Source organism: Enterococcus sp. ZQ21, from assembly GCF_030053755.1.
Taxonomy (GTDB): Bacteria; Bacillota; Bacilli; order Lactobacillales; family Enterococcaceae; genus Enterococcus_B; species Enterococcus_B lactis.
Genome location: NZ_CP125658.1, coordinates 494,507 through 514,442, shown reverse-complemented (window position 1 = coordinate 514,442; position 19,936 = coordinate 494,507). Strand labels below are relative to the sequence as shown.

At 39.2% G+C, this 19,936-nt stretch carries 20 protein-coding genes; 4 read left to right on the top strand and 16 right to left on the bottom strand.

The window, feature by feature from the left end; all coding sequences use genetic code 11:
- Nucleotides 1–64 precede the first annotated feature (64 nt).
- The 5 genes from QK255_RS02450 to QK255_RS02430 all read right to left on the bottom strand — a co-directional run bounded on the left by QK255_RS02450 (nucleotide 65) and on the right by QK255_RS02430 (nucleotide 3,545).
- A complete protein-coding gene (locus tag QK255_RS02450; protein WP_002286825.1) occupies nucleotides 65–466 on the bottom strand; it encodes an organic hydroperoxide resistance protein in 402 nt (133 codons plus the stop codon).
- A gap of 84 nt (nucleotides 467–550) precedes the next feature.
- A complete protein-coding gene (locus tag QK255_RS02445; RefSeq protein ID WP_002308156.1) occupies nucleotides 551–757 on the bottom strand; it encodes a hypothetical protein in 207 nt (68 codons plus the stop codon).
- Between the two features lie 94 nt (nucleotides 758–851).
- Complete coding sequence (locus tag QK255_RS02440; protein WP_002341995.1) at nucleotides 852–2,354, bottom strand: phosphohexomutase domain-containing protein; 1,503 nt, start codon at nucleotides 2,352–2,354, stop codon at nucleotides 852–854.
- A gap of 17 nt (nucleotides 2,355–2,371) precedes the next feature.
- Nucleotides 2,372–2,827: an arginine repressor gene (locus tag QK255_RS02435; RefSeq protein WP_002314521.1), complete on the bottom strand. Its 456-nt coding sequence runs from the start codon at nucleotides 2,825–2,827 to the stop codon at nucleotides 2,372–2,374.
- Nucleotides 2,828–2,924: 97 nt separating this feature from the next.
- A complete protein-coding gene (locus QK255_RS02430; protein WP_002329583.1) occupies nucleotides 2,925–3,545 on the bottom strand; it encodes a GyrI-like domain-containing protein in 621 nt (206 codons plus the stop codon).
- A 220-nt stretch (nucleotides 3,546–3,765) separates the two neighbouring features.
- On the opposite strand from QK255_RS02430, the gene QK255_RS02425 reads away from it, so the two are divergent.
- Together QK255_RS02425 and QK255_RS02420 are read left to right on the top strand one after the other, a co-directional pair.
- The gene (locus tag QK255_RS02425) at nucleotides 3,766–5,139 is read left to right on the top strand and encodes an MFS transporter (RefSeq protein ID WP_002329584.1); all 1,374 of its coding nucleotides are present in this window, start codon (nucleotides 3,766–3,768) and stop codon (nucleotides 5,137–5,139) included.
- A 75-nt stretch (nucleotides 5,140–5,214) separates the two neighbouring features.
- The gene (locus QK255_RS02420; RefSeq protein WP_235043079.1) at nucleotides 5,215–6,327 is read left to right on the top strand and encodes an NAD(P)/FAD-dependent oxidoreductase; all 1,113 of its coding nucleotides are present in this window, start codon (nucleotides 5,215–5,217) and stop codon (nucleotides 6,325–6,327) included.
- Nucleotides 6,328–6,398: 71 nt separating this feature from the next.
- Here the strand turns inward: QK255_RS02420 and QK255_RS02415 are convergent, their stop codons facing one another.
- From QK255_RS02415 to QK255_RS02385, 7 genes are all read right to left on the bottom strand, one after another.
- The gene (locus QK255_RS02415) at nucleotides 6,399–8,036 is read right to left on the bottom strand and encodes a phosphoenolpyruvate carboxykinase (ATP) (RefSeq protein ID WP_002329585.1); all 1,638 of its coding nucleotides are present in this window, start codon (nucleotides 8,034–8,036) and stop codon (nucleotides 6,399–6,401) included.
- 164 nt (nucleotides 8,037–8,200) lie between these two features.
- The gene (gene apf / locus QK255_RS02410; protein ID WP_002314516.1) at nucleotides 8,201–8,809 is read right to left on the bottom strand and encodes an aggregation-promoting factor; all 609 of its coding nucleotides are present in this window, start codon (nucleotides 8,807–8,809) and stop codon (nucleotides 8,201–8,203) included.
- 382 nt (nucleotides 8,810–9,191) lie between these two features.
- Nucleotides 9,192–10,343: a tRNA epoxyqueuosine(34) reductase QueG gene (queG, locus tag QK255_RS02405; RefSeq protein WP_002329586.1), complete on the bottom strand. Its 1,152-nt coding sequence runs from the start codon at nucleotides 10,341–10,343 to the stop codon at nucleotides 9,192–9,194.
- Nucleotides 10,344–10,361: 18 nt separating this feature from the next.
- Entirely contained in the window at nucleotides 10,362–11,114 is a 753-nt protein-coding gene (locus tag QK255_RS02400; RefSeq protein ID WP_002286840.1) for a hypothetical protein, read from the bottom strand.
- Nucleotides 11,115–11,254: 140 nt separating this feature from the next.
- Nucleotides 11,255–12,205 carry an Mn/Fe ABC transporter substrate-binding lipoprotein EfaA gene (gene efaA / locus QK255_RS02395; RefSeq protein WP_002329587.1) on the bottom strand — a complete coding sequence of 317 codons (951 nt, stop codon included), beginning with the start codon at nucleotides 12,203–12,205 and terminating at the stop codon, nucleotides 11,255–11,257.
- The gene (locus QK255_RS02390; RefSeq protein ID WP_002308137.1) at nucleotides 12,206–13,045 is read right to left on the bottom strand and encodes a metal ABC transporter permease; all 840 of its coding nucleotides are present in this window, start codon (nucleotides 13,043–13,045) and stop codon (nucleotides 12,206–12,208) included.
- Complete coding sequence (locus QK255_RS02385; protein ID WP_002329588.1) at nucleotides 13,042–13,788, bottom strand: metal ABC transporter ATP-binding protein; 747 nt, start codon at nucleotides 13,786–13,788, stop codon at nucleotides 13,042–13,044. Before QK255_RS02385 ends, QK255_RS02390 begins: the two co-directional genes overlap by 4 nt.
- A 238-nt stretch (nucleotides 13,789–14,026) precedes the next feature.
- Here QK255_RS02385 and QK255_RS02380 point away from each other — a divergent pair, with 238 nt between their 5' ends.
- Complete coding sequence (locus QK255_RS02380; protein WP_002314512.1) at nucleotides 14,027–15,397, top strand: amino acid permease; 1,371 nt, start codon at nucleotides 14,027–14,029, stop codon at nucleotides 15,395–15,397.
- 50 nt (nucleotides 15,398–15,447) lie between these two features.
- On the opposite strand, the gene QK255_RS02375 is transcribed toward QK255_RS02380, so the two are convergent.
- The 4 genes from QK255_RS02375 to QK255_RS02360 all read right to left on the bottom strand — a co-directional run bounded on the left by QK255_RS02375 (nucleotide 15,448) and on the right by QK255_RS02360 (nucleotide 18,299).
- Entirely contained in the window at nucleotides 15,448–16,344 is an 897-nt protein-coding gene (locus QK255_RS02375) for a LysM peptidoglycan-binding domain-containing protein (protein ID WP_002329589.1), read from the bottom strand.
- 113 nt (nucleotides 16,345–16,457) lie between these two features.
- Nucleotides 16,458–16,628 carry a hypothetical protein gene (locus QK255_RS02370; RefSeq protein WP_002291423.1) on the bottom strand — a complete coding sequence of 57 codons (171 nt, stop codon included), beginning with the start codon at nucleotides 16,626–16,628 and terminating at the stop codon, nucleotides 16,458–16,460.
- Complete coding sequence (locus QK255_RS02365) at nucleotides 16,625–17,302, bottom strand: NAD(P)H-dependent oxidoreductase (RefSeq protein WP_002291422.1); 678 nt, start codon at nucleotides 17,300–17,302, stop codon at nucleotides 16,625–16,627. Before QK255_RS02365 ends, QK255_RS02370 begins: the two co-directional genes overlap by 4 nt.
- 91 nt (nucleotides 17,303–17,393) lie before the next feature.
- Complete coding sequence (locus QK255_RS02360; RefSeq protein ID WP_002291417.1) at nucleotides 17,394–18,299, bottom strand: AraC family transcriptional regulator; 906 nt, start codon at nucleotides 18,297–18,299, stop codon at nucleotides 17,394–17,396.
- A gap of 174 nt (nucleotides 18,300–18,473) precedes the next feature.
- On the opposite strand from QK255_RS02360, the gene QK255_RS02355 reads away from it, so the two are divergent.
- Nucleotides 18,474–19,928, top strand: a complete 1,455-nt coding sequence (locus tag QK255_RS02355; protein WP_002291415.1) for a glycoside-pentoside-hexuronide (GPH):cation symporter — start codon at nucleotides 18,474–18,476, stop codon at nucleotides 19,926–19,928.
- Nucleotides 19,929–19,936: the final 8 nt, after the last annotated feature.

Below are 19,936 nucleotides of genomic sequence, written 5' to 3'. Positions count from 1 at the left end.
CAAAAAAACCAGACAAAAAGCGGTCCTTTCACGTTTTTAGTCTGGTTCGATTTCCTTTATTCTTCTAAACAATCGTTACTTCTACATCGATATTTCCTCTAGTTGCTTTGGAGTAAGGGCAGAATTCATGCGCATCTTCTGCAATTTTTTGGGCTTCTTCTTCGCTGATGCCATCGATATGCACTTCTAATACTACACCGATCTGATAGCCGCCATCATCTAAATTATAAAGAGAGACACGTGCTTTTACTGTGGACTCTGCTGTCATTCCTGCTTCTTTGATCATATGTTGTACCGCCCCATTGAAACAAGAAGCATAACCTGCTGCAAATAATTGTTCTGGATTTGTTCCTTCTGCATGGATTCCCGGAGGAGTGATTTTCATATGCATCGAGCCATTGGGTGCCTCGACCTCTCCATTGCGCCCGCCATGGTTGATCATTGCTGTTTCGTATGCTTTTTTCATTGTACTGCTCCTTTCGATTGACCATTTGCTATTTGCTATAATTATAGTGTATGACAAGTAAGGCGCTTTCTACAAAAATTCTGCTTATTCAAATACCAGAATACCGTCTTCTACTATTTTTCCAAAAAACAAAAAGATGCCACTCGTGAACAACAGGGTCATATTCGTTCCAAAATAAATAGCAATCTTTTCTAAATAATCTTTTATATGATTGATTTTGAGATACATATATACCAGAAAGTTGACCCCATAGACCAATACTGTTAAAAAAATAACCATATTCGTTACCATTTTTTTCCTCCTTTTGCTGGCCACCCTACCAGCACTCGGTTTAACCTTACCACTTTTTTTGTTGTCCAAGCAACTACCTTTCAAGAAGATTGGTTTATTCTGCTGATAATGATTCAAGATTAGAAAAATGTCCGAATAAGTTTGCTAGTTTTTCTAACACTAGCTGGTTCTTTCCGCTCTCGTCATTTTCTATCTGCAATACTAACAACGGCTCATGTAAGCTTAAGCGAATCAAAAACCAACCGCTTCCATAAGGTTCTTGCAGATTATACCGAATACCTTCTTCATTTGCCGGGTCGAAGTTCATCCCTTTTTCTTCTTCCAACAGTCGCTTCATTTCTTCTAATATCTTGTTTCCTTGTTCGCGTGGTTCATCACTGAACAATTTTAGTCGGATTTCTTGTACTTCTACAGGCTGTTTCAACTCTTTGATTTGTTCATCCAATGTGATACCTTTTCTTTTTAATTCTGGCAAAAGCATCAGGATCTTCGCGATGACGTATGCACCATCATCCAGAAAATAATTTTCCTTGAATGCAGCGTGACCGCTTGTTTCGATAGCTAGCTGTGTATCTTTCCCAAGACGATTAAGTTCTAATGCTTTATTGATTACATTTCGATAGCCGGAAATATAACGAATTTGGGTACCTCCTTTTTCTTCAATGAATTTTTGTAGATGAGAAGAAGTAGGCGAATTCGTTACGATCCTTGCCCCTGGATGCTCTTTTAATACGATCGTACTTAATACTGCGATCAAATTATTTCGATTGATGACTGTTCCAGAAGCACTGACCACAGCTGAACGATCCACATCTGTGTCAAAAATGATTCCAAGATCTGCTTCATTTGCTAAAACAGCCTGCTTGATACTTTCCATCGCTTCTTTGTTATCAGGGTTGGGGATGTGATTAGGAAATCGACCATCTGGTTCCAAAAATTGAGATCCTGTTGTATCAGCGCCTAAGCTATTCAATACTTTTTCAGCAAAAAATCCTCCAGCACCATTTCCAGCATCCACGATGATTTTCCAACCTTTTAGTGGTTTGTCATCTTGTGTTCCCATCCCTTTTTTGATTTTTGTGACTAAATCTTGCGCATAAGGTGTCAAAAGGTCTGCTTTTTCCACACTTCCTGCTTGTTCACTGTTTATTTTTTGCTGCTGTGACAGGATATAAGCAATATCTTCTTTTTCTGCCCCTCCTTCTGAGGTGAAAAATTTTATTCCGTTGTAATAATAGGGAAGATGGCTAGCAGTCAGCATGACCGCAGCGTCGCATGAGAATTGTTCAAATTGAGTGGACATAAACATAGCTGGCGTAGTAGCTAATTCGAAATCAATGACATGTATCCCTTGTTCTTTCAGACTTTGGATCAACGCCTCTTTTAGTGCTGGTCCGCTGATCCTGCTGTCATGACCAATCCCAATCGTCCATTTTCTAGTTGGATTAGTTGATTTCTTCTTTTTCTTTAGCCAGTTTGCTAGTCCCCAGCCGATCTTTTCTACCCTGTCTGTCGTCAAATTGACTTCATGACCTTCAACTGGTAATGCAATCCCTCGAATATCCGATCCATTTTGTAGCGCTTTCATATCTTCCATATAAAAGTCCTCCTCATCTATTCCCTCATTTTTTCTAATTTTTCCGCAAATCGCTGTGCTTCTTCTTCTGAGCGGCAAATAATAATGAATGTATCTACACCTGCCATCGTTCCAACAACTTCGGGATAAGCAACTTCGTCTAACCAATTCGTTACCACATCAGCGCCATTTCGTTCAGTCAATACGATAACCATGAATTGAACAGACTGTATACGTAAAACCTCACGCCTAATTGCCGTACGCAAACGTTCTTCATTTAAAGAAACAGATGGTTGGTTAAATAATGTATAGCGTACTATTTTATTTTCATCTTGGCTTTTTACTAACTTCATTTCTCTGATGTCTCGAGAAATCGTAGCTTGAGTCACATCGGCACCTGCTTCATGCAACCGTGTAAGCAGCTCTTCCTGTGTCCCAATCGGTTGTTCTGTAATCATTTGGCGGATCAATGCTTGTCGCTGTTTCTTTTTCATATTAGACACCTCTCAATATTGATTATAGCAAAAGACAAGTAATATTTCTTCTTATTTTGGTATTTTTTACTTTTATTTTTCGGTTTTATTCAGGTTGCTATCTTTTTTCTATTTTGACACGCAAAATCGTCTTCATTTTTTCAGGTGCAGATTTTCGTGGATCGCTGATATAGATTTCTTTGTGTTCTTTAGAAGTTCTTTGATAGCCTTCTTCTGCAATGAATGCTTCTAATTTCTCAAAGGATTCTGGTTCTTCATCATAGGAACCAATGTGTAAGATTTGGGCACAAAGACCTTCTTCCATCTTTCCGAATGCTACTTGTTCTCTCAAGTCTTCCGGAAGTTTGCTCAGAGAACGCTGAATGGCTTCTTGTGCTATCGCTTCTGTAACAAAGTCAGGCTGTCGGATCATCAATTGATAAGAAAAATGTTCCTTTTTCATCACTGGTTCATGCAAATACTTTTCTTGCAGTCCCCATTGTCCTTCCAATGGATAGACAGTATACATCTGATAATCAGGAATCAGCCAATTTTTTTTAGGCGACATGCGTATTGCATAGCTGACTGCATATAGACAGGCTACTCTTCGTTTAAAGTCTTCCTGATTCGGGTCGCCGATCCCTCTGATGCTAAAGAATGGTTTTTTAGGAACCTCTAGTATTTGCGGGCTTTTTTTCATACTATAGCTCTTGTCTTTACGCCATTCGATTTTTTCCATTTTTCTTCCTCCGCGAAATTCCATTTAGTTATTTATTATCATACCTCTTTTTGAGTGACTTGGCTAATCGTGTTGACACTATTTTTCAGTTTGTGCTAGAATAAGTTAAGTAAATAAATCGTACAGATAACACGTTTCGGCGTGTCGAGAGAGAGGCGGTTTCTATTTTTATAATAGAAATCACTCTCTTTTTTTACGAAATTTTTTAGAGGTGATGTAAATGACAAAACAAAAACAGCTGCTTTTAGTACCTGCAGTAATTGCAACAGGGATGATGTCTTTTGCGGGCGTATTGATCGAGACGGCCATGAATGTAACTTTCCCAACTCTTATCAGACAGTTTGATTTAACGACCGCACAAGTCCAATGGGTAACAACGATTTATCTTTTGATGATTTCGATCATTGTTCCGCTGTCTACTTATTTGAATCGCAATTTTAGTCTCAAAAAACTCTTTTTAGCTTCAAATCTGCTTTTCTTGGCAGGTATAATGATCGATTTCTTCTCTCCTACCTTCATGGTTCTATTGTTTGGTCGATTGCTCCAAGGGGCAGCAACAGGTATCGCTCTTCCGTTGATGTTCCATATTATCTTGACATTTGCCCCCCTCAATCGACGAGGCACGATGATGGGCGTCGGTACTTTGACAACGGCCATTGCTCCAGCGATTGGACCCACTTACGGAGGCATTATGACTTCACATTTTACATGGAATCATATTTTCCTGTTTCTTGTGCCCATTTTGCTCCTTTCTTTGATTATCGGCTGGTTTGCTATTCCCGAGATGGCAGTACAAAAAAGTGGTTATTTGGATTGGTGGAGCGTTTTAGGAATCTTTCTTTTGTTTAGTGGAAGTCTGACATTTTTGAGTACGTTGGGAACACTTTCTAGTTGGATTGCTTTGATCATCGGCGGGATCGGCTGGTTCCTATTTTACTATCGAAGTAAAAAAGTGGAACATCCGCTGATTCGGCTGTCCATTCTTTCAAATAAAACATTCCGTTTGTTTTTGATTGGCTTCTTGGTTTATCAGTTTTTATTACTTGGTGTGTCTTTTGTCTTACCGAATTTCCTTCAGATCGTTCAAGGAAGCAGTCCTTTTGTCGCTGGATTAGCCATGCTTCCCGGTGCAGCGGTTGGTGCTTTGCTTTCTCCTTTTTCTGGTAAAATGCTGGATCAATATGGACCGAAGAAGCCAATTTTTGCTGGACTGATCCTTTCTTTGATTGGTTGGTTAGCATTATTCCTGCTTATCGGACACGCTTCATTGGGTGTATTGATTGCCTGTCATGTTTTTTATATGGTCGGTATCGGTTTGTCTTACAGCAATATGATGACGACTGGAATGAATGCGCTGAATGAAGAACTGCAAGGAGACGGGAATGCAATGTTCAATACCTTGCAACAGTTTTCTGGTGCTGTGGCTACTTCATTAGTAGCGGTTATCATCAATTATGTTCAGCATCATACTTCCCATAATTACGAAGTGTCTACTACATTAGGATCAAAAGCGGCGTTGGGCGTCTTATTGCTGTTACTTCTTATCAGCTTTGCTCGATTCGTCTATTCTCTGTTTTTTGCTAAAAAAGCATAGTTTCCATATACGGCAGGTGTTGCATCTGCCGTTTTTTTGTGTGAAAATGGTTGTTTGTAAAAAGGAGGCTTTTTTATGGAAAAAATTGCCATTATCGGTGGCGGGATCATTGGTATGACTCTAGCCAATTACTTGGATACATCAACATTCGATGTTGCTTTGTTTGATGAAGGGACAGGACAGGCAACGAAAGCAAGCGCTGGGATCATCTCCCCTTGGTTGTCAAAACGCAGAAACAAACAATGGTATCGTCTGGCTAAAGACGGCGCTGCTTTTTTCCCTAAACTCATAAAAGATTTCCAACTTGATCAAACGATTTATGCACAATCAGGGACACTTTTGCTTCGACCTGAACAAGATTTAGCTGAATTAGCTATTCTTGCGGAGAAACGAAAAGAAGAAGCGCCAGAAATTGGAAATATCGAATGGCTTTCACCTGAACAGACGTCCCAAGCTCTTCCGTTATTGAAGCCAGCAGTTTCACTACGCATCAGTGGTGGTGGTCGTCTGGATGGAAAAGCATATTTAGAACATCTTGGTCAGCGTTTAGTACAAAAACAAATCGAGCAGATCCAGGCAAAAGTCACCTTGCATAAGAAGAACGATTCTTGGCTCGTCAAGGGACCGTTTGGAGAATACACAGCTGACCGCGTAATCTTGACACCTGGTCCTGCACTTAAGCCTCTATTGAAAAAATTAGGCTATTCTGCAGATATACGTCCGCAAAAAGGGCAGCTCTTAGCATTTCAGACATCTTATAAGATGAGTCAAGACTGGCCTGTTGCTATGCTTGACGGAGAAGCTGATTTCATTCCTTTCATGGATGGAAAGATCCTTTTAGGTGCTACCCATGAGAACGATCAAGGATGGGATTTGGCCCCTACTAGCGAAGCTTATGAGGGATTGACTAAGAGTGCAGAACAGTTCTTGGCTGATCCAGATCAGATAAAAAATTGGTCCTACGAGTTCCGTGTAGGCACCCGTGCTTATACGTCAGATTTTTCCCCATTCTTCGGCATATTGCCAGATGACCCAAGTCTACTGGCTGCTAGCGGTCTAGGCTCTTCTGGTTTGACGACAGGCCCTTATATCGGCTATCTATTAGCTAACTTCTTAAATACTGGTCATTGGCCTACGGAAGATTATCAAAAGGACATCTCCACCTATATTACGAAAAATCCATCATAGAAAAACAGCTTTTTCAAGTAAGGATCCCGAGCGATATTGCGCATGGATTACTTCTTGAAAAAGCTGTTATTTTAGTTCAATTTCTGAATCAAATTCTCCAAACTTTCTTTTGCTTCATCTGGCAAGAGATCTTTTCCTATCTGAGCTTCAATGAATCGTAAACGACTATCAAGTCGTTGTTTCACCAGATTTTTATAGGACGTATCCTCAAAAGAAACAGGAAAATCTGGTATAGGTAAATAGTGGATGTCTTCAAACGGACCAAACGACTTGAATTCTGCCGTTTGTTGCACGATTCTTTCAACGATTGACAATGTCGTTTCAGGTTTGATTTTTTTATCATCGAAATATCCAGTATTCAAGACATAGCAGGCTGTTTGCTGTTTCACAAACAACTCTCGAAAAGCTTGATAGTCTTCCCTAAGAGGATAGACACGGAAAGGATTAGCAAATGGTTCAATGACTAGCTCATCTAGCTGTCTTTTTGTAGTGATATTTTCCGCGTCTGATCGTTTTGTTGCTAATGTTGCACCAAAAGACGCTGCTAAAACCGGGTCATTGATCTTGATAATTGGCGGAAGTGAATCATCTTTCATGATCCAAAAAACAGCATCGATCTTTTCGCTAAGATGATCGACTCGGTCTGGTGTCGCATAACGTGATTTGACTGTCCGCCCATTTCCGTTTCGTCTATCTCCTGTCACTAGGACTTTTTCTCCCTTACTCGTACATGTCACGCCTACATTCTGACAAGTAAGGAAAGAAGAAATGGCCGGATCATCAGACGGATAGTCTTGTGTTTTATCAAAGTAAGAAGGTTCCAAGGCAGTAGCAAAACCATTTTTTCTAGAAATAACAAAAGCATCGTCATGTAGGATCGTAACAGAATGCCCTTCCGAATGTTTTGCTAAGGTGATCGTTGATTTTCCAGAACCGGACAACCCAAATACAGCCATCGTATAAGTTTGATCATTACTGGTATATTGTTTCATCCCGCCATGGCAGGCAATAAAACCATTGCGATTCCCCAATGCCCAAGCAAGCGTCAAAGTCGCTTTTTTTAATTCCCCAAAGTAACGTAATCCTAGCACAGCAGCTGTATTATGGAGAGAATCAAATAAAACGAGTCCATTGGGAAAGGCTTCATGCGTCCATTCGGGATCACAAAAGATATAAAGATCTCCCTCATCAAAGGACGCAGATTTTTGATAAGTAGCCAGGGTCTTCGCATTCGCTGGCTGAAAATTCAGTATATAAGAATACAGATTGTTCTCAAATCCTTCTGGAATCAACAAATGACTTTGTACAGAAAATTCTTCAGATAGACCAACGATTACTTTTGTATGATAAAATTGTCGCTTTCGACTTTGATACACGGCTTCTCTCAAGATCTTCTCGTATTTACTTTGCTCCTTGTCCAAGTCCTCAAAGATACGCCGAGCACTTGCTGTTCTTCCTACAATACTCCCATCATTGAATACTAGTGTCCTAGCGTCAGCTGGTAAATCTAGTTCTTCAGCATGTGAGACCGTTAAATCTGTGATAATCGTTCCTGGACTCCCTTTTGCTAGTTGATAAGCTGTCTTCCTGTCAAAAACTTCTTGAACATTATTACCGTAGAATGCCGTTTCAATAATGGATCGAATACTGGATAACAGTGGATTTTCACTTGTGATTTCCTCTAATTCGAGACTCTCTTTTGTACTCATCGCTCCTCCTCCCCTAAACAAAAAAAGCGTTTTCTTTATTATACATTATCCGAGTTTTTATTTGTACTGCTGTGCAGAGGGAAACAAATCATTTATTTTTCATAAAAAAAACCGAGAACTTGAATAAACAAGACTCTCGGTTTCATCATTTTTCTTTTATCGGCTTAGTACCAACCGTTTGCTAACCAGAATGTTTTAGCAGCATCCCATGAACCATAACGAGATGTTACGTATTGTTCTGCTACACGTTCTTGATTGGCAGCTGAATAGTCGCCGTTTAAGTATGAAGCATCTAATTGGTAACGGCCAATGTAACGTCCGTTAGTAGCTGTGTATGAACCGCCTGATTCTTTTTGTGCGATCCATTCTTTTGCAGAGCTTGAAGTTGGCGCCGTTGCAGCAGCTGGGGCAGCAGGAGCTACTTCAACTGTTTCAACAGGTGCAACGTATGTATGTTCTTGCGTTGCTGTTTCAGTTGTAGATGCTGTATTTTCTGTTGTGTTGCTTTCTGTTGTTGCTGAAGAATCATTTGAAGTTGGGATTGTTAATTGTTCACCAACATAAATGCGGTTGATGTCTGCAATTGAATTCTTTTCAGCAATTGCATCGATCATTGAGTTGTCTCCTGCAAATTTTTGTGAAATCTTAGATAATGAATCACCTGATTTTACTGTGTAAACTTCATCAGCGTGAGCATTTGTAGTTCCTACAAACATTGCAGTAGCACCAGCAGCAAAAGTTGTACCTAAAACAATTTTCTTAAATGAATTCATATTAAACTCCTTTTTTCTCCGTTTTTTATTCTTTCGACGCTATTAACTTTATCATTTAGAAATATTTCATAGGTAAAAGAATCATGACATTTAATGACAAAATGACGAATTATTTAATATTTGTAACATTTGAACAAAAACTTTTTTGATGTAAAACCATCAAATCGTTGTTATATAAGCAAAGTAATCGTTTTTCTATGTTTTTTTATTTTTGAATGAAAAACATCTTTTCTGTAATATTTACTGCAATAATCCATAAAAAAAAGCAAAAAAATGTTTGATTTTTATCAAATCCTCTTAAAAAAACGTAAAAAATACAAAAAAACCAGTAATTGTTACAACAATTACTGGACAAAAACAATGAATAATGCTTACTATTTTTTTATTTTAACTTTCTCCGCAATAATTTTTGTGCATGTTCTAGTTCATTTATGACGACTTCTTCCGATTCTTCAGCTAATGTTTCATCTAATACATCAAGCCATTTTTCTGGCTCTTTTGTTCCTAGACGTCCAATAGCCCAAGCTGCTGTTCCTCTGATGACAGGGCGGACATCCGTTAAACATTCTGAAATCTCAGGCAATGCCGTTCGATCTCCTAGATTAGCTAAAGCGATCAATGCGTTTCTCTGCAAAGGTTTTTTTCCACGCCACGAACCGGCTAAATGCCCAAATTGCTGCTTGAAGTCTTTATTCGACATCGACAGCATCGGCTTTAATTTTGGATATACTTCATCTATTTTTGGTTCCATCTCTTCATGAAAATGAAAATCTTTTCCTTGATTGTAAGGGCAGACTAACTGGCAGATATCGCATCCATAAATGACATTTCGCATTTTTTTCCGATATTCTTCGGGCATCATCCCTTTTGTCTGCGTTTGATAAGATAAACATCGCTGTGCATTCATTCTGCCATCACCAAGCAATGCTTTCGTCGGACAAGCAGTCACACAACGCATACAGTCACCGCAACCAAACTCTCCTGGTTTATCCGGCTCAAATACGATATTAGTGACGATCTCACCAAGATAGACAAATGAACCGAACTCTTCGGTGATCAACAATCCGTTTCGGCCGATAAATCCTAATCCAGCTCGCTGTGCTACAGCGACATCGATCAGTTCCCCAGTGTCTACTTGCGGAGCTAGACGCCATTCCTCTTCTTTTTGCCATTTTTCTGCTCTTGTTTGGATGAATTCGATCAATCGATTTAATCGGTCTCTCAGTATATCATGATAGTCGATCCCCCATGAGGCACGAGCAAATTGCCCTCGTTTTTCATCCCTAGGTACTTCTTCATGGATCCTAGTAGGATACGCAAGAGCAATGGAAATGATTGATTTTGGCTGATCAAATGTCATTTCTGGATAAAGACGCTCATCGATATTTGGGTGTTCGAAACCAGAAGTGTGGCCGGCTGCTTTTTGCTCTTCCAACGATTCTTTTAATGAATCAAAAGGCTCCGCCGTCGTAAACCCGATCTTGTCAATTCCTAATCGTTTGCTTTCTTGTATGATTTCTTCTTTTAATGTCATGGTCTTCCTCGCTTGCTGTTAACGGCTGTATAATCCATAATATAGTTTTTCTTTTTTCAGTTGGACAAACTGGATCTGCTGATCAGCAATCTTCTTTTCTTCCATCCATTTTTTTCTTGCAGCAAATACTTCCCAATAATTTGTCGAAATCAATTTTCTTTTGTTATCCAATGCGTTGAAAAAATTCAAAGAAACTGGTTTTGTACTTAACAATTCATGGAGTCTTACCTCTTCCCAAGGTGAAAACTCAGACAGATCACGGGAATACAGTACTTCTTCATAGAGATTTTTTTGCTGCGTATACGTGAATGTTTGCGGGATCTTCCCGGGTCTGGCAATTTCTACTAGACGGTTATAAAACATATTCATTAATTTGCTGTTGGCAATAAATTGACTTTTATAATAGGCCGACTGGATCTTTTTGATTACTCCTTCTGCTTTGATTACTGAAAACAAAGCAGGCCATGCTTTGACGGTTATTTCGTCGTTTTGTTTAACTAATACGCCAGGTGTGAAGCCGACTGGAGAAAGGAACACAAAATAACCGATACCGGTATTTTCATCTAAAGGCTGAAATTCATCAAACAACCATTTGCCTATGTACAGCTCTTCATCTGGTTCTGTTGTCTCGTTTTGATTTGCTATGAATAATTTAGCTAATTCTGCTTCAAGAAATTGAAGGTCTTGATCCTTGTCGGTATTTTCTTGCTGGCTAATCAATCGAAATACTTCTTCTTTAATCGTATATTTATCTTTACGTGTAAAATTCATAGCCACACCTTCCTTCCTTACTCTAACTATAACGGAATTTTCTCAAAAAGGGTATCTGTACGCCGAAAAACATCATAATTTTTTTCCGGTTTCTTGTAAAAAAACGCAAGGTCCGCTCCTTAAGCCAGACCTTGCGTTTTTCAGCTCTCTTTTGTTTGGGATAAACCTTCATGGATTGTTTCGATGTTCCATTTCATCATCTGATAGTAAGAATCTCCTTGTTCTCCTTCTTTGGCTATAGAATCAGTGAACAATTTATCATAAATTTCCAAACCCGTTTCTTTTGCTACTCGCTCCATACTTCTTGGATCTACACTGGTTTCCACGAATAAAACTGGCACTTCTTTTGCTCTTACCTGATCAATAATTGCTTTCATTTGGTCAGGCGTGCCTTGGCTTTCTGTATTGATTTCCCATATATATGCTGCTGGCAAATCATAAGCCCTTGAAAAATATTTGAATGCTCCTTCACTTGTTACTAATAATTTTTTGTTCTCTTCGATAGAAGCAAAACTTTCCTTCGCTTGTGTATCTAATTCTTTTAGTTTTTCCACATATGTTTCTGCATTTCGCTTATAATGTGTCGCATTTTCTGCATCTTTTTCAGAGAATATACGTGCGATTTCCTGCACATATTTTATTCCGTTAGATAGGTCTAGCCAAGCATGAGGATCCGCTTTTGTATGTTCTTCCCCGCTAGTTAAATAAAGAGGTTCTACATTTTTGCTAACTGCAAAATAATCTTTTCCTTCTTCTTTCTTAGCTGTTTCCATCAAGTTATCGAACCAGCTGTTACCTGTTTCAAGATTCAATCCGTTGTATAAAATGACATCTGCGTCGCTTGCCTTTTTGATGTCTTCTGGTAGTACTTCATATTCATGCGGATCTGTTCCGACTGGTACGATACTGTGGATATCTATTTTATCTGTTCCGACCTCTTTTGCCATATCTGCCAAGATCGAATTGGTTGCCACGACTGACAGCTTTTCTTTACTTACTTCGTCTGCTTGATCTGAAGTTTGCTTTCCGCAGCCAACTAACGCTAATAAACTAATTGCCAGGATCAAAAAGAGTGATTTCTTTGTTTTCATCTATCTGCTTCCTTTCTGAAATAAAATTCCTTTTGTTGGTGAGAATAAAAAAGCAAGGATAAAAAATGCGGTACATGCTAAAACAATCGTGGCTCCTGATGGCCAATTGTAACTATAACTGAAAAATACGCCGACAACGGCACTGAACATACCGATCCCTGCAGCCGTGATAATCATTTTCAATAAATGGTTCGTCAACAAGTAAGCTGTGGCAGCTGGTGTGATCAACATGGCAATCACCAAGATCGTTCCTACCGTCTGCAAACTAACTACAGCGACTAATGTCAAAAAGAACATTAAAAGATAATGGATCAGTGACGTATTCAGCCCATAAGCTTTTGCCATTGTTGGATCGAATGATGTGATCTTCAATTCTTTATAAAAGAAAAAAACAAATATCAAGACGATTCCGCTGACTAGTGCTGTCAGCAGCAGATCGCTCTCCCTAACAGCTAAGACATTCCCAAATAAAATATGATACAAGTCTGTCGCACTTTGAGCATATGAAATCAAGATGATTCCTAATGCAAAAAACGAACTAAAGACAATCCCGATCGCTGTATCATTTTTCAATCGGCTCCGCTGTGTCACGAAACCAATCACCGCTGCTGTCAACATCCCAAAAGCAGTGGCTCCAAAAATGTAACTAAAACCAAACATATAAGAAATGGCTACACCTGGAAGAACTGCGTGAGAGATAGCATCTCCCATCAAAGACATCCCACGTAAAATAATAAAGGAACCGATGACTCCAGAAGCCAGTCCTACAAGCATGGAAGTGACCAAAGCATATTGTAGAAATTGATAATTCATCAATCCATCAATAAAAGATTGGATCATTTTTTCTCTCCTCCTTTTACTAAATGTCCGATGATCTCACCATAGGCCAGTTGAAGATTCTTTGATGTAAAGACTTCTTGTACTGGACCAGAAGCGATCAGCTGTTTATTTAAAAGAACAACTTCATCGAAATATTCTTCTACTTTATGAAGATCATGATGGACGATCAGAATCGTTTTTCCTGAATTCTTCAACTCTTGCAAGATGTCAAAGATTTTTCGTTCACTCAATGCATCGATTCCTACGAATGGTTCATCTAAAAAGATCCACTCTGCATCTTGAGCTAGAGCTCGTGCAATAAAAACTCTCTGAAGCTGACCACCCGATAGTTCGCTGATCTGTCTTTTGGCATAGTCTTCCATCCCTACTTTTTTTAATGCTTGTCTTGCTCGTTCTTTTTCTTTTTTCCCGGGCCGCTGTCCGATTCGTAAAGATGGATATGTCCCTAAAAGTACAACGCCTAACACATCGATTGGAAAGGAAAGATCCAATTCGCTTCGCTGCTCCACATAGGCTATTTTTTTACGGACTGATTTTACTGGCTGTCCTGAAAAAGTGACTTTACCAGTAGAAGCTGGTATCAACTCTAGCAATGCTTTCATGAATGTTGATTTTCCTGCGCCATTTGGTCCGATGATACCAGTGATTTTTTGTGACTTTATTGTTAAATTGATGGTTTTCAAAACAGTTTTCCCTTGATAAGCGGCTGAAAGGTCTTGAATTGCAATGGCCGTTCGTTCCAAATCCTACACTCCTTTTTAGGTTCCCCTAACTTTTTATTTAAATATAGTTTAACTAAAAAGGAAAGCATTTACAAGTAGAAAGATGAAAAAGTTTTTTTCGAATTTTCCTCGCATTTTATGAAAATTTTCTGTAGAATCACATCAAGAGTTCAATAAGGCTAACCTAAAAATAATACAACTATCTATTGAAACGTTTAATTATTTTTCCTGTTGACTCAACAACGAAAGGAGTTTTTGTATGGAAGAAGAAAAGTTAACTCGAAGTCTTAGTGCCCGTCATATCCAAATGATCGCACTAGGTGGAACGATCGGCGTCGGTCTGTTTATGGGTGCCTCCTCAACCATACGCTGGACAGGGCCCTCAGTGATGGGAGCTTATGCGATTGCAGGATTCTTTTTGTATTTGATTATGCGTGCTTTAGGCGAAATGCTTTACGTCGATCCTTCGACTGGTTCTTTTGCAAACTACGCGAGCGAGTACATCCATCCTGTGGCTGGCTACTTGACCGCTTGGAGTAATATTTTTCAATATATTGTCGTAGGGATAAGTGAAGTAATCGCTGTAGGATCTTATATGAATTATTGGTGGCCCAATCTGCCAGCAATTATTCCCGGCATCATTGTCGTCTTATTTCTTATGCTGGCAAATCTTATTTCTGTCAAAGCGTTTGGCGAATTAGAATTTTGGTTTTCGATCATCAAAGTCATAACAATCATTTTGATGATCATTGCAGGTCTTGGGGTGATTTTATTTGGATTTGGTAATCATGGCCAGGCGGTAGGGATCTCAAATCTTTGGAAAAACGGTGGATTCTTCACTGGCGGTGTCAAAGGCTTTTTCTTTGCATTATCGATCGTCGTTGCTTCCTATCAAGGGATCGAACTGATCGGAATGACTGCTGGCGAAGCAGAGAATCCTAAAAAGACGATCATTGAAGCTGTTCAATCCACTATCGGTCGAATCTTGATTTTTTATATTGGTGCCATTTTTATCATCGTGAGTATTTATCCGTGGAATCAATTGAGTGAGATTGGCTCGCCTTTTGTCCAAACTTTTTCTAAAATCGGCATTACATTTGCTGCAGGGTTGATCAATTTTGTCGTGATTACAGCGGCATTATCAGGTTGCAATTCAGGCATTTTTAGTGCAAGCCGTATGGTCTATACACTTGCGATGAATGGAAAGATGTCTAAAAAGTTTCTGAAATTATCTCGTCATGGTGCGCCTTTTTACCCTGTCGTAGCCATCTCAGGCGGAATCTTGATTGGTTTGATCTTAAACTATCTTCTGCCAATGTTCATCAACCAGTCCGAAAATATCTTTGTCTTCGTATACAGTTCAAGTATTTTACCTGGTATGGTTCCTTGGGTGGTGATTTTGATCAGTGAGATTCGCTTCAAAAAGACTCACGCAGATAAAATGCATGATCATCCTTTTAAAATGCCGCTGTCTCCTTACACGAATTATGCGACACTTGCTTTTTTAGCTATCGTGTTGATTTTCATGTTTATCAATCCTGAAACTAGAATTTCTTTGATCATTGGTCTCGTTTTCTTGCTTTACATGACGATCCATTACTTTATACGTGAAAAAAGAACCGCCAAATAAAAAGAACGAAGCTTCCATCAAGGGAGTCTTCGTTCTTTTTATTGCTTTTATCAATTCAATTTTAGTGTCTCACCGGGAGTCAGGAAATAGTCATCCATACTCATCCCATTCAGTGACAAAATCGTTTCTACTGGTACGCCAGTTCGTTCGGCTATTTGATTTGGGCCTTCTCCTTCCAAAACAACAGTTGTCGCAGCCTGTGACGTCGTACTGCTAGTAGTCGTTTCAGTGTTTTCTGTTGTGTCTTGCGTTGTTCGAGCTTGCATTCCAGAAGCTTCTGTTGATTCTATCGTCTCAGACTCAGAAGATGCTGTTTCTTGTGTGCTTGTTGACTCTGCTTGAAGAGAAGCGCTCGTCTGCAAATATATGTCGGAAATCTTAGCGACATGATTCGTATAGTTAGCCGATAGCTGATTGATCAAGGTATCTAAGGCTACACCGTCTTTATTATCTGCTGACTGATACGCTGCACGTAACTTTCCGATCCCTTCGTCGGAGATAGCTTGGAGCTCACGTGCTTTTTGGTTAGCAACTGCGGATAAACCAGCTATGCCCTCCTGATTTCCCTGGATTTCTGTTTGGTATTCTTCAATCAACACAGGCGTCTTTTCTTCCATCTTTTTCGAATAATCATTGACGATTGCTTGGAGTTGCTCTGACAAATCATCTGCTGTTTTTTCTTCAGAAGTTTGTGTTTCTTTTGTTTCAGTCGATGCCTCACTTGTTTGTTTCGCATCTGTTTTCTTTGTCGTTGTTTCCGTTACGGTCGTGCTTTTTGCATCTGACGAATTTTTCCCGTGAAAATACAGCCCCGCTATTCCTCCTACTATGATCAAAAAAACGGCAATTGCTGCCCCAATCATGATCATCCGCTTACGTGCTGCCTGTTTTTGCTGTCTTCTTCGGGTCATCCGAACATTTTCTCCCCACTCATTTTCATCATACATTTTTTTCACCACCAATTTTTATGTATAACAGCGTTATCAAACGCTTCATATTCTTATTGTAGCAAATAATTGTCATTGTGCACATTTTTATCCTTGTTATTTATAAGAAAATTTCACCAGTTGAGATGATTCCAAGATCGTCCGTCGATTTCTCCTTGCAACTGTGTTGTTCGTTCATCTATCTCAGCCATCAGTTTCTTTATCTCATATAAGAGTGCACGGTCTTGATATTCTGATTTTTCACTTAATTCATCTAATTGTTGGATCAACCATTCATTTGTCATAATGAAGTTCCTTTCATTTCTTGCAGTGTAAAGGTCAAGTCTTCGATTTGCTCTTTTGCGTCAGTCAGTGCTTCTATGATATATGTTTGTTTTTCCGAATCTTCTTCCTGCATTTTCTGATTTCCCTGTACTCTTTGAATAAACCAGTCAATCCGTTGAGTAAGCGATGGCTTCCCTTCCAATGAGAGATACTGCTGATAAGCAATTAGCTTCTCCCAACGTTTTTCTTGGGATAAATACATAAATTGTGCTAAAACGAATGGCGGAAGATAGGTCATATGGAATTTGTTTGCGATTCGCTGATATGGTCTCAAAAATTCGGAGATCGTATATTCTTCTTTCCCTCCAGCTTGGTATTCCTTTTCCGCCACACCTGTTGTCAATACGATTCCTAATTCTTTTCCTTCTAATACATGTGCTGCTTGTTCCAAAACATTATCTTGCCAAATTTTTAAATGAGCAGGGGAACTATACCAGTAAAATGGAAACTGGAAAATGATTCGATCATGCTGTGCCAGAAGCTGTAGCTCAGCCTTTACATCTATCTTTCCATCTGGATAACTTGATTCTAAATGATGCCAAGTAACGGATAAACCGGAAGAAGCTTCTTTGAAAAATTGCTGATTCAGAGATTCCTCCATCGTTGGATGGCTGATGATGATAAGTGTACGCATCCCTTCTCCTCCTTTTTTAGTCTTCGTTTTACAGTGTAGCATAACCGCCACAAGTTTCTTTTGCCGATGCTTGTCCTTTTGTCCAAGCAAATTAGGTCGTCCAAGAGACTGCAGTTTGTTTTTCCAACTGTTTTTTCAAAGTATCCAAAGCAATATTCTTGAAATTTTCGTTTTTCATCCGTTTACGATAGTTCGTAGCCGTTTCTCCGGTACTTTTTTTGAACATTCGGCTAAATACGACTAGACTATTGAACCCTACTTGATAGGCAATGCTTTCCACGGATTCATCCGTCAGGGAAAGAAGAAACGCCCCTCGATTAATCCGTACCCCAATCAAATATTCCTTGATACTGGTACCCATATGATTTTTGAATACTCGTGACAAGTGACTCCGGTTGACAGCTAAATGCTGGGCGATTTCCTCAACAGATAAATTTTCCGCGTAATGTGCCTCGATGTATTTGACTGTCTCAACAGCTAAAGAGGAATGAACTTTTTGTATGCCACCGCTGATCTTTCCGCCGTCTTTTAAAAGGACTGATAAAAAACGGTAGGTTAGTGCTGTTAACTGTAATTCATTTTCCAAGGTTTCTTCCGTATCTTTCATGCATTCTAAAATAATGTCGATATATTTTTGTATATCGGAAGAGACCATCGTGTACTGGTCTTCTCTGAAAAGCGACTGCCGGATGATTTCTTCTGCCGCATGTCCACCGAAAGAAAGCCAGCAATACATCCATGGATCTTCCCCATCTGATAAGTAAAATGTCGAGTCTCCTGGACGAATCAAGAATAGATCTCCTTTTTTCAATTGAAACTGTTGGTTTTTCACATGATAAGATCCTTTACCTTCCATCACGATGTGTAAGATGTAATCATTGCGAATAGCAGGACCAAAAGAATGAAACGGCATCGTTTTAGAGAAGCCGCAAAAATCAAAATACAATTCTTTTTCTACTTGTTGATGTTCCTTTTTTAAAAAAATCGATTGCTCCATTTCTTCCCCTCCTTACTTCTTTAGTATAATGCAACAAAAAGTTAAATAAAAGTCACAGAAATATATTAAAAAGGAAGCGATTTCTTGTTAAGTTTAAGTCATTAAAAGATCTTTGTTATTCGTTGTAACCGGTTTACTTAGTATTATATATTGAACAGGAGAGGAATACAGATTATGAAAAGCAAAATGATCCAACGTATGTCCTACGCTTTAGGCGCTTTTGGACACGACACATTCTATGTTACATTAAGCACTTATTTTATGGTATTCGTGACAAGCCAGATGTTTGCAGGAACAGATAAGGCAACGAATGCAAAAATGATTGCTACAGTTACAAGCTTAGTTGTAGGTATTCGCTTAGTTGAAATTATTTTTGATCCTTTAATTGGTGGCGTTATTGATAATACCCGTACAAAATATGGCAAATTCAAACCATGGTTAGTTATCGGTGGTATTGTTAGTTCTGTACTCTTGGTAGCAATCTTTACCAATTTCTTTGGCTTAGCTACTCATAATACGACTTTATTTATCATATTATTTGCAATCGTTTTCATCTTGTTGGATAGTTTTTATTCATTCAAGGATATCGCTTTTTGGTCAATGATTCCTGCTTTGAGCACGGAAACAAAGGAACGTGAAAAATTTGCTACGTTTGCTCGTTTCGGCTCTTCTCTAGGTGCAAATGGTACTACACTAGTCGTTGTCCCTATCGTTACTTTCTTTACCTATCTTGTTACTCATAAACATATTGAAGGCGCTTCAGGTTGGTTCTGGTTCGGTGTGATTGCCGCTGTTATTTCAGGCGGCACTGCGATTATCACTGCCTTGGGAACAAAAGAAGTCGATACTGCGATCCGTCAACAAAATGAAAAAGCCGGAATCAAAGATGTGTTCAAAGCAGTTGCTCAAAACGATCAATTGATGTGGCTTGCCCTTGCTTATATCGCTTATGCGATTGCTAATGTAACAACGACTGCCGTATTGTTCTACTTCTTCAAATATGTACTTGGCCAACCAACTGAATTTTGGATCGTTGGTCTAGTTGCTGCCTTACTTGGTTTAATAGCTGTCCCATTATTCCCAATGCTTACACGCGTCATCTCTCGTCGCTATGTTTACCTTGGCGGGATTGCAATGATGATTTCTTCCTACTTTTTCTTTACGATCGCAGGTTCAAGTTTGCCAATCGTTATCATCGGGTTAGTATTGTTCTACTTCCCTCAACAATTGATTTTCTTATCCGCTTTGATGACAATCACAGACTCTGTTGAATATGGTCAATGGAAAAATGGTATCCGTAATGAAGCTGTTACTCTCTCTATTCGTCCTTTACTAGATAAAATTGCTGGTGCTTTGTCTAACGGGATCGTAGGGTTTGTCGCTATCGCTTCTGGGATGACTGGTAATGCTACTGCTGCTGATATCACTGCTCATGGCGTAACGACTTTCAAAGCTTATGCATTCTATGCTCCTGCTGCTTTGATGATTTTCTCCGCTATTATTTTTGCTTGGAAGATTACATTGACAGAGAAAAAACATGCACAAATCGTTGAGGAATTAGAAAACAAATTGGCTCCAGCTGATACAATGGAAGATGAACTTCACGATGCAGTAGTTCCTTCACATTAAGAAAGGAT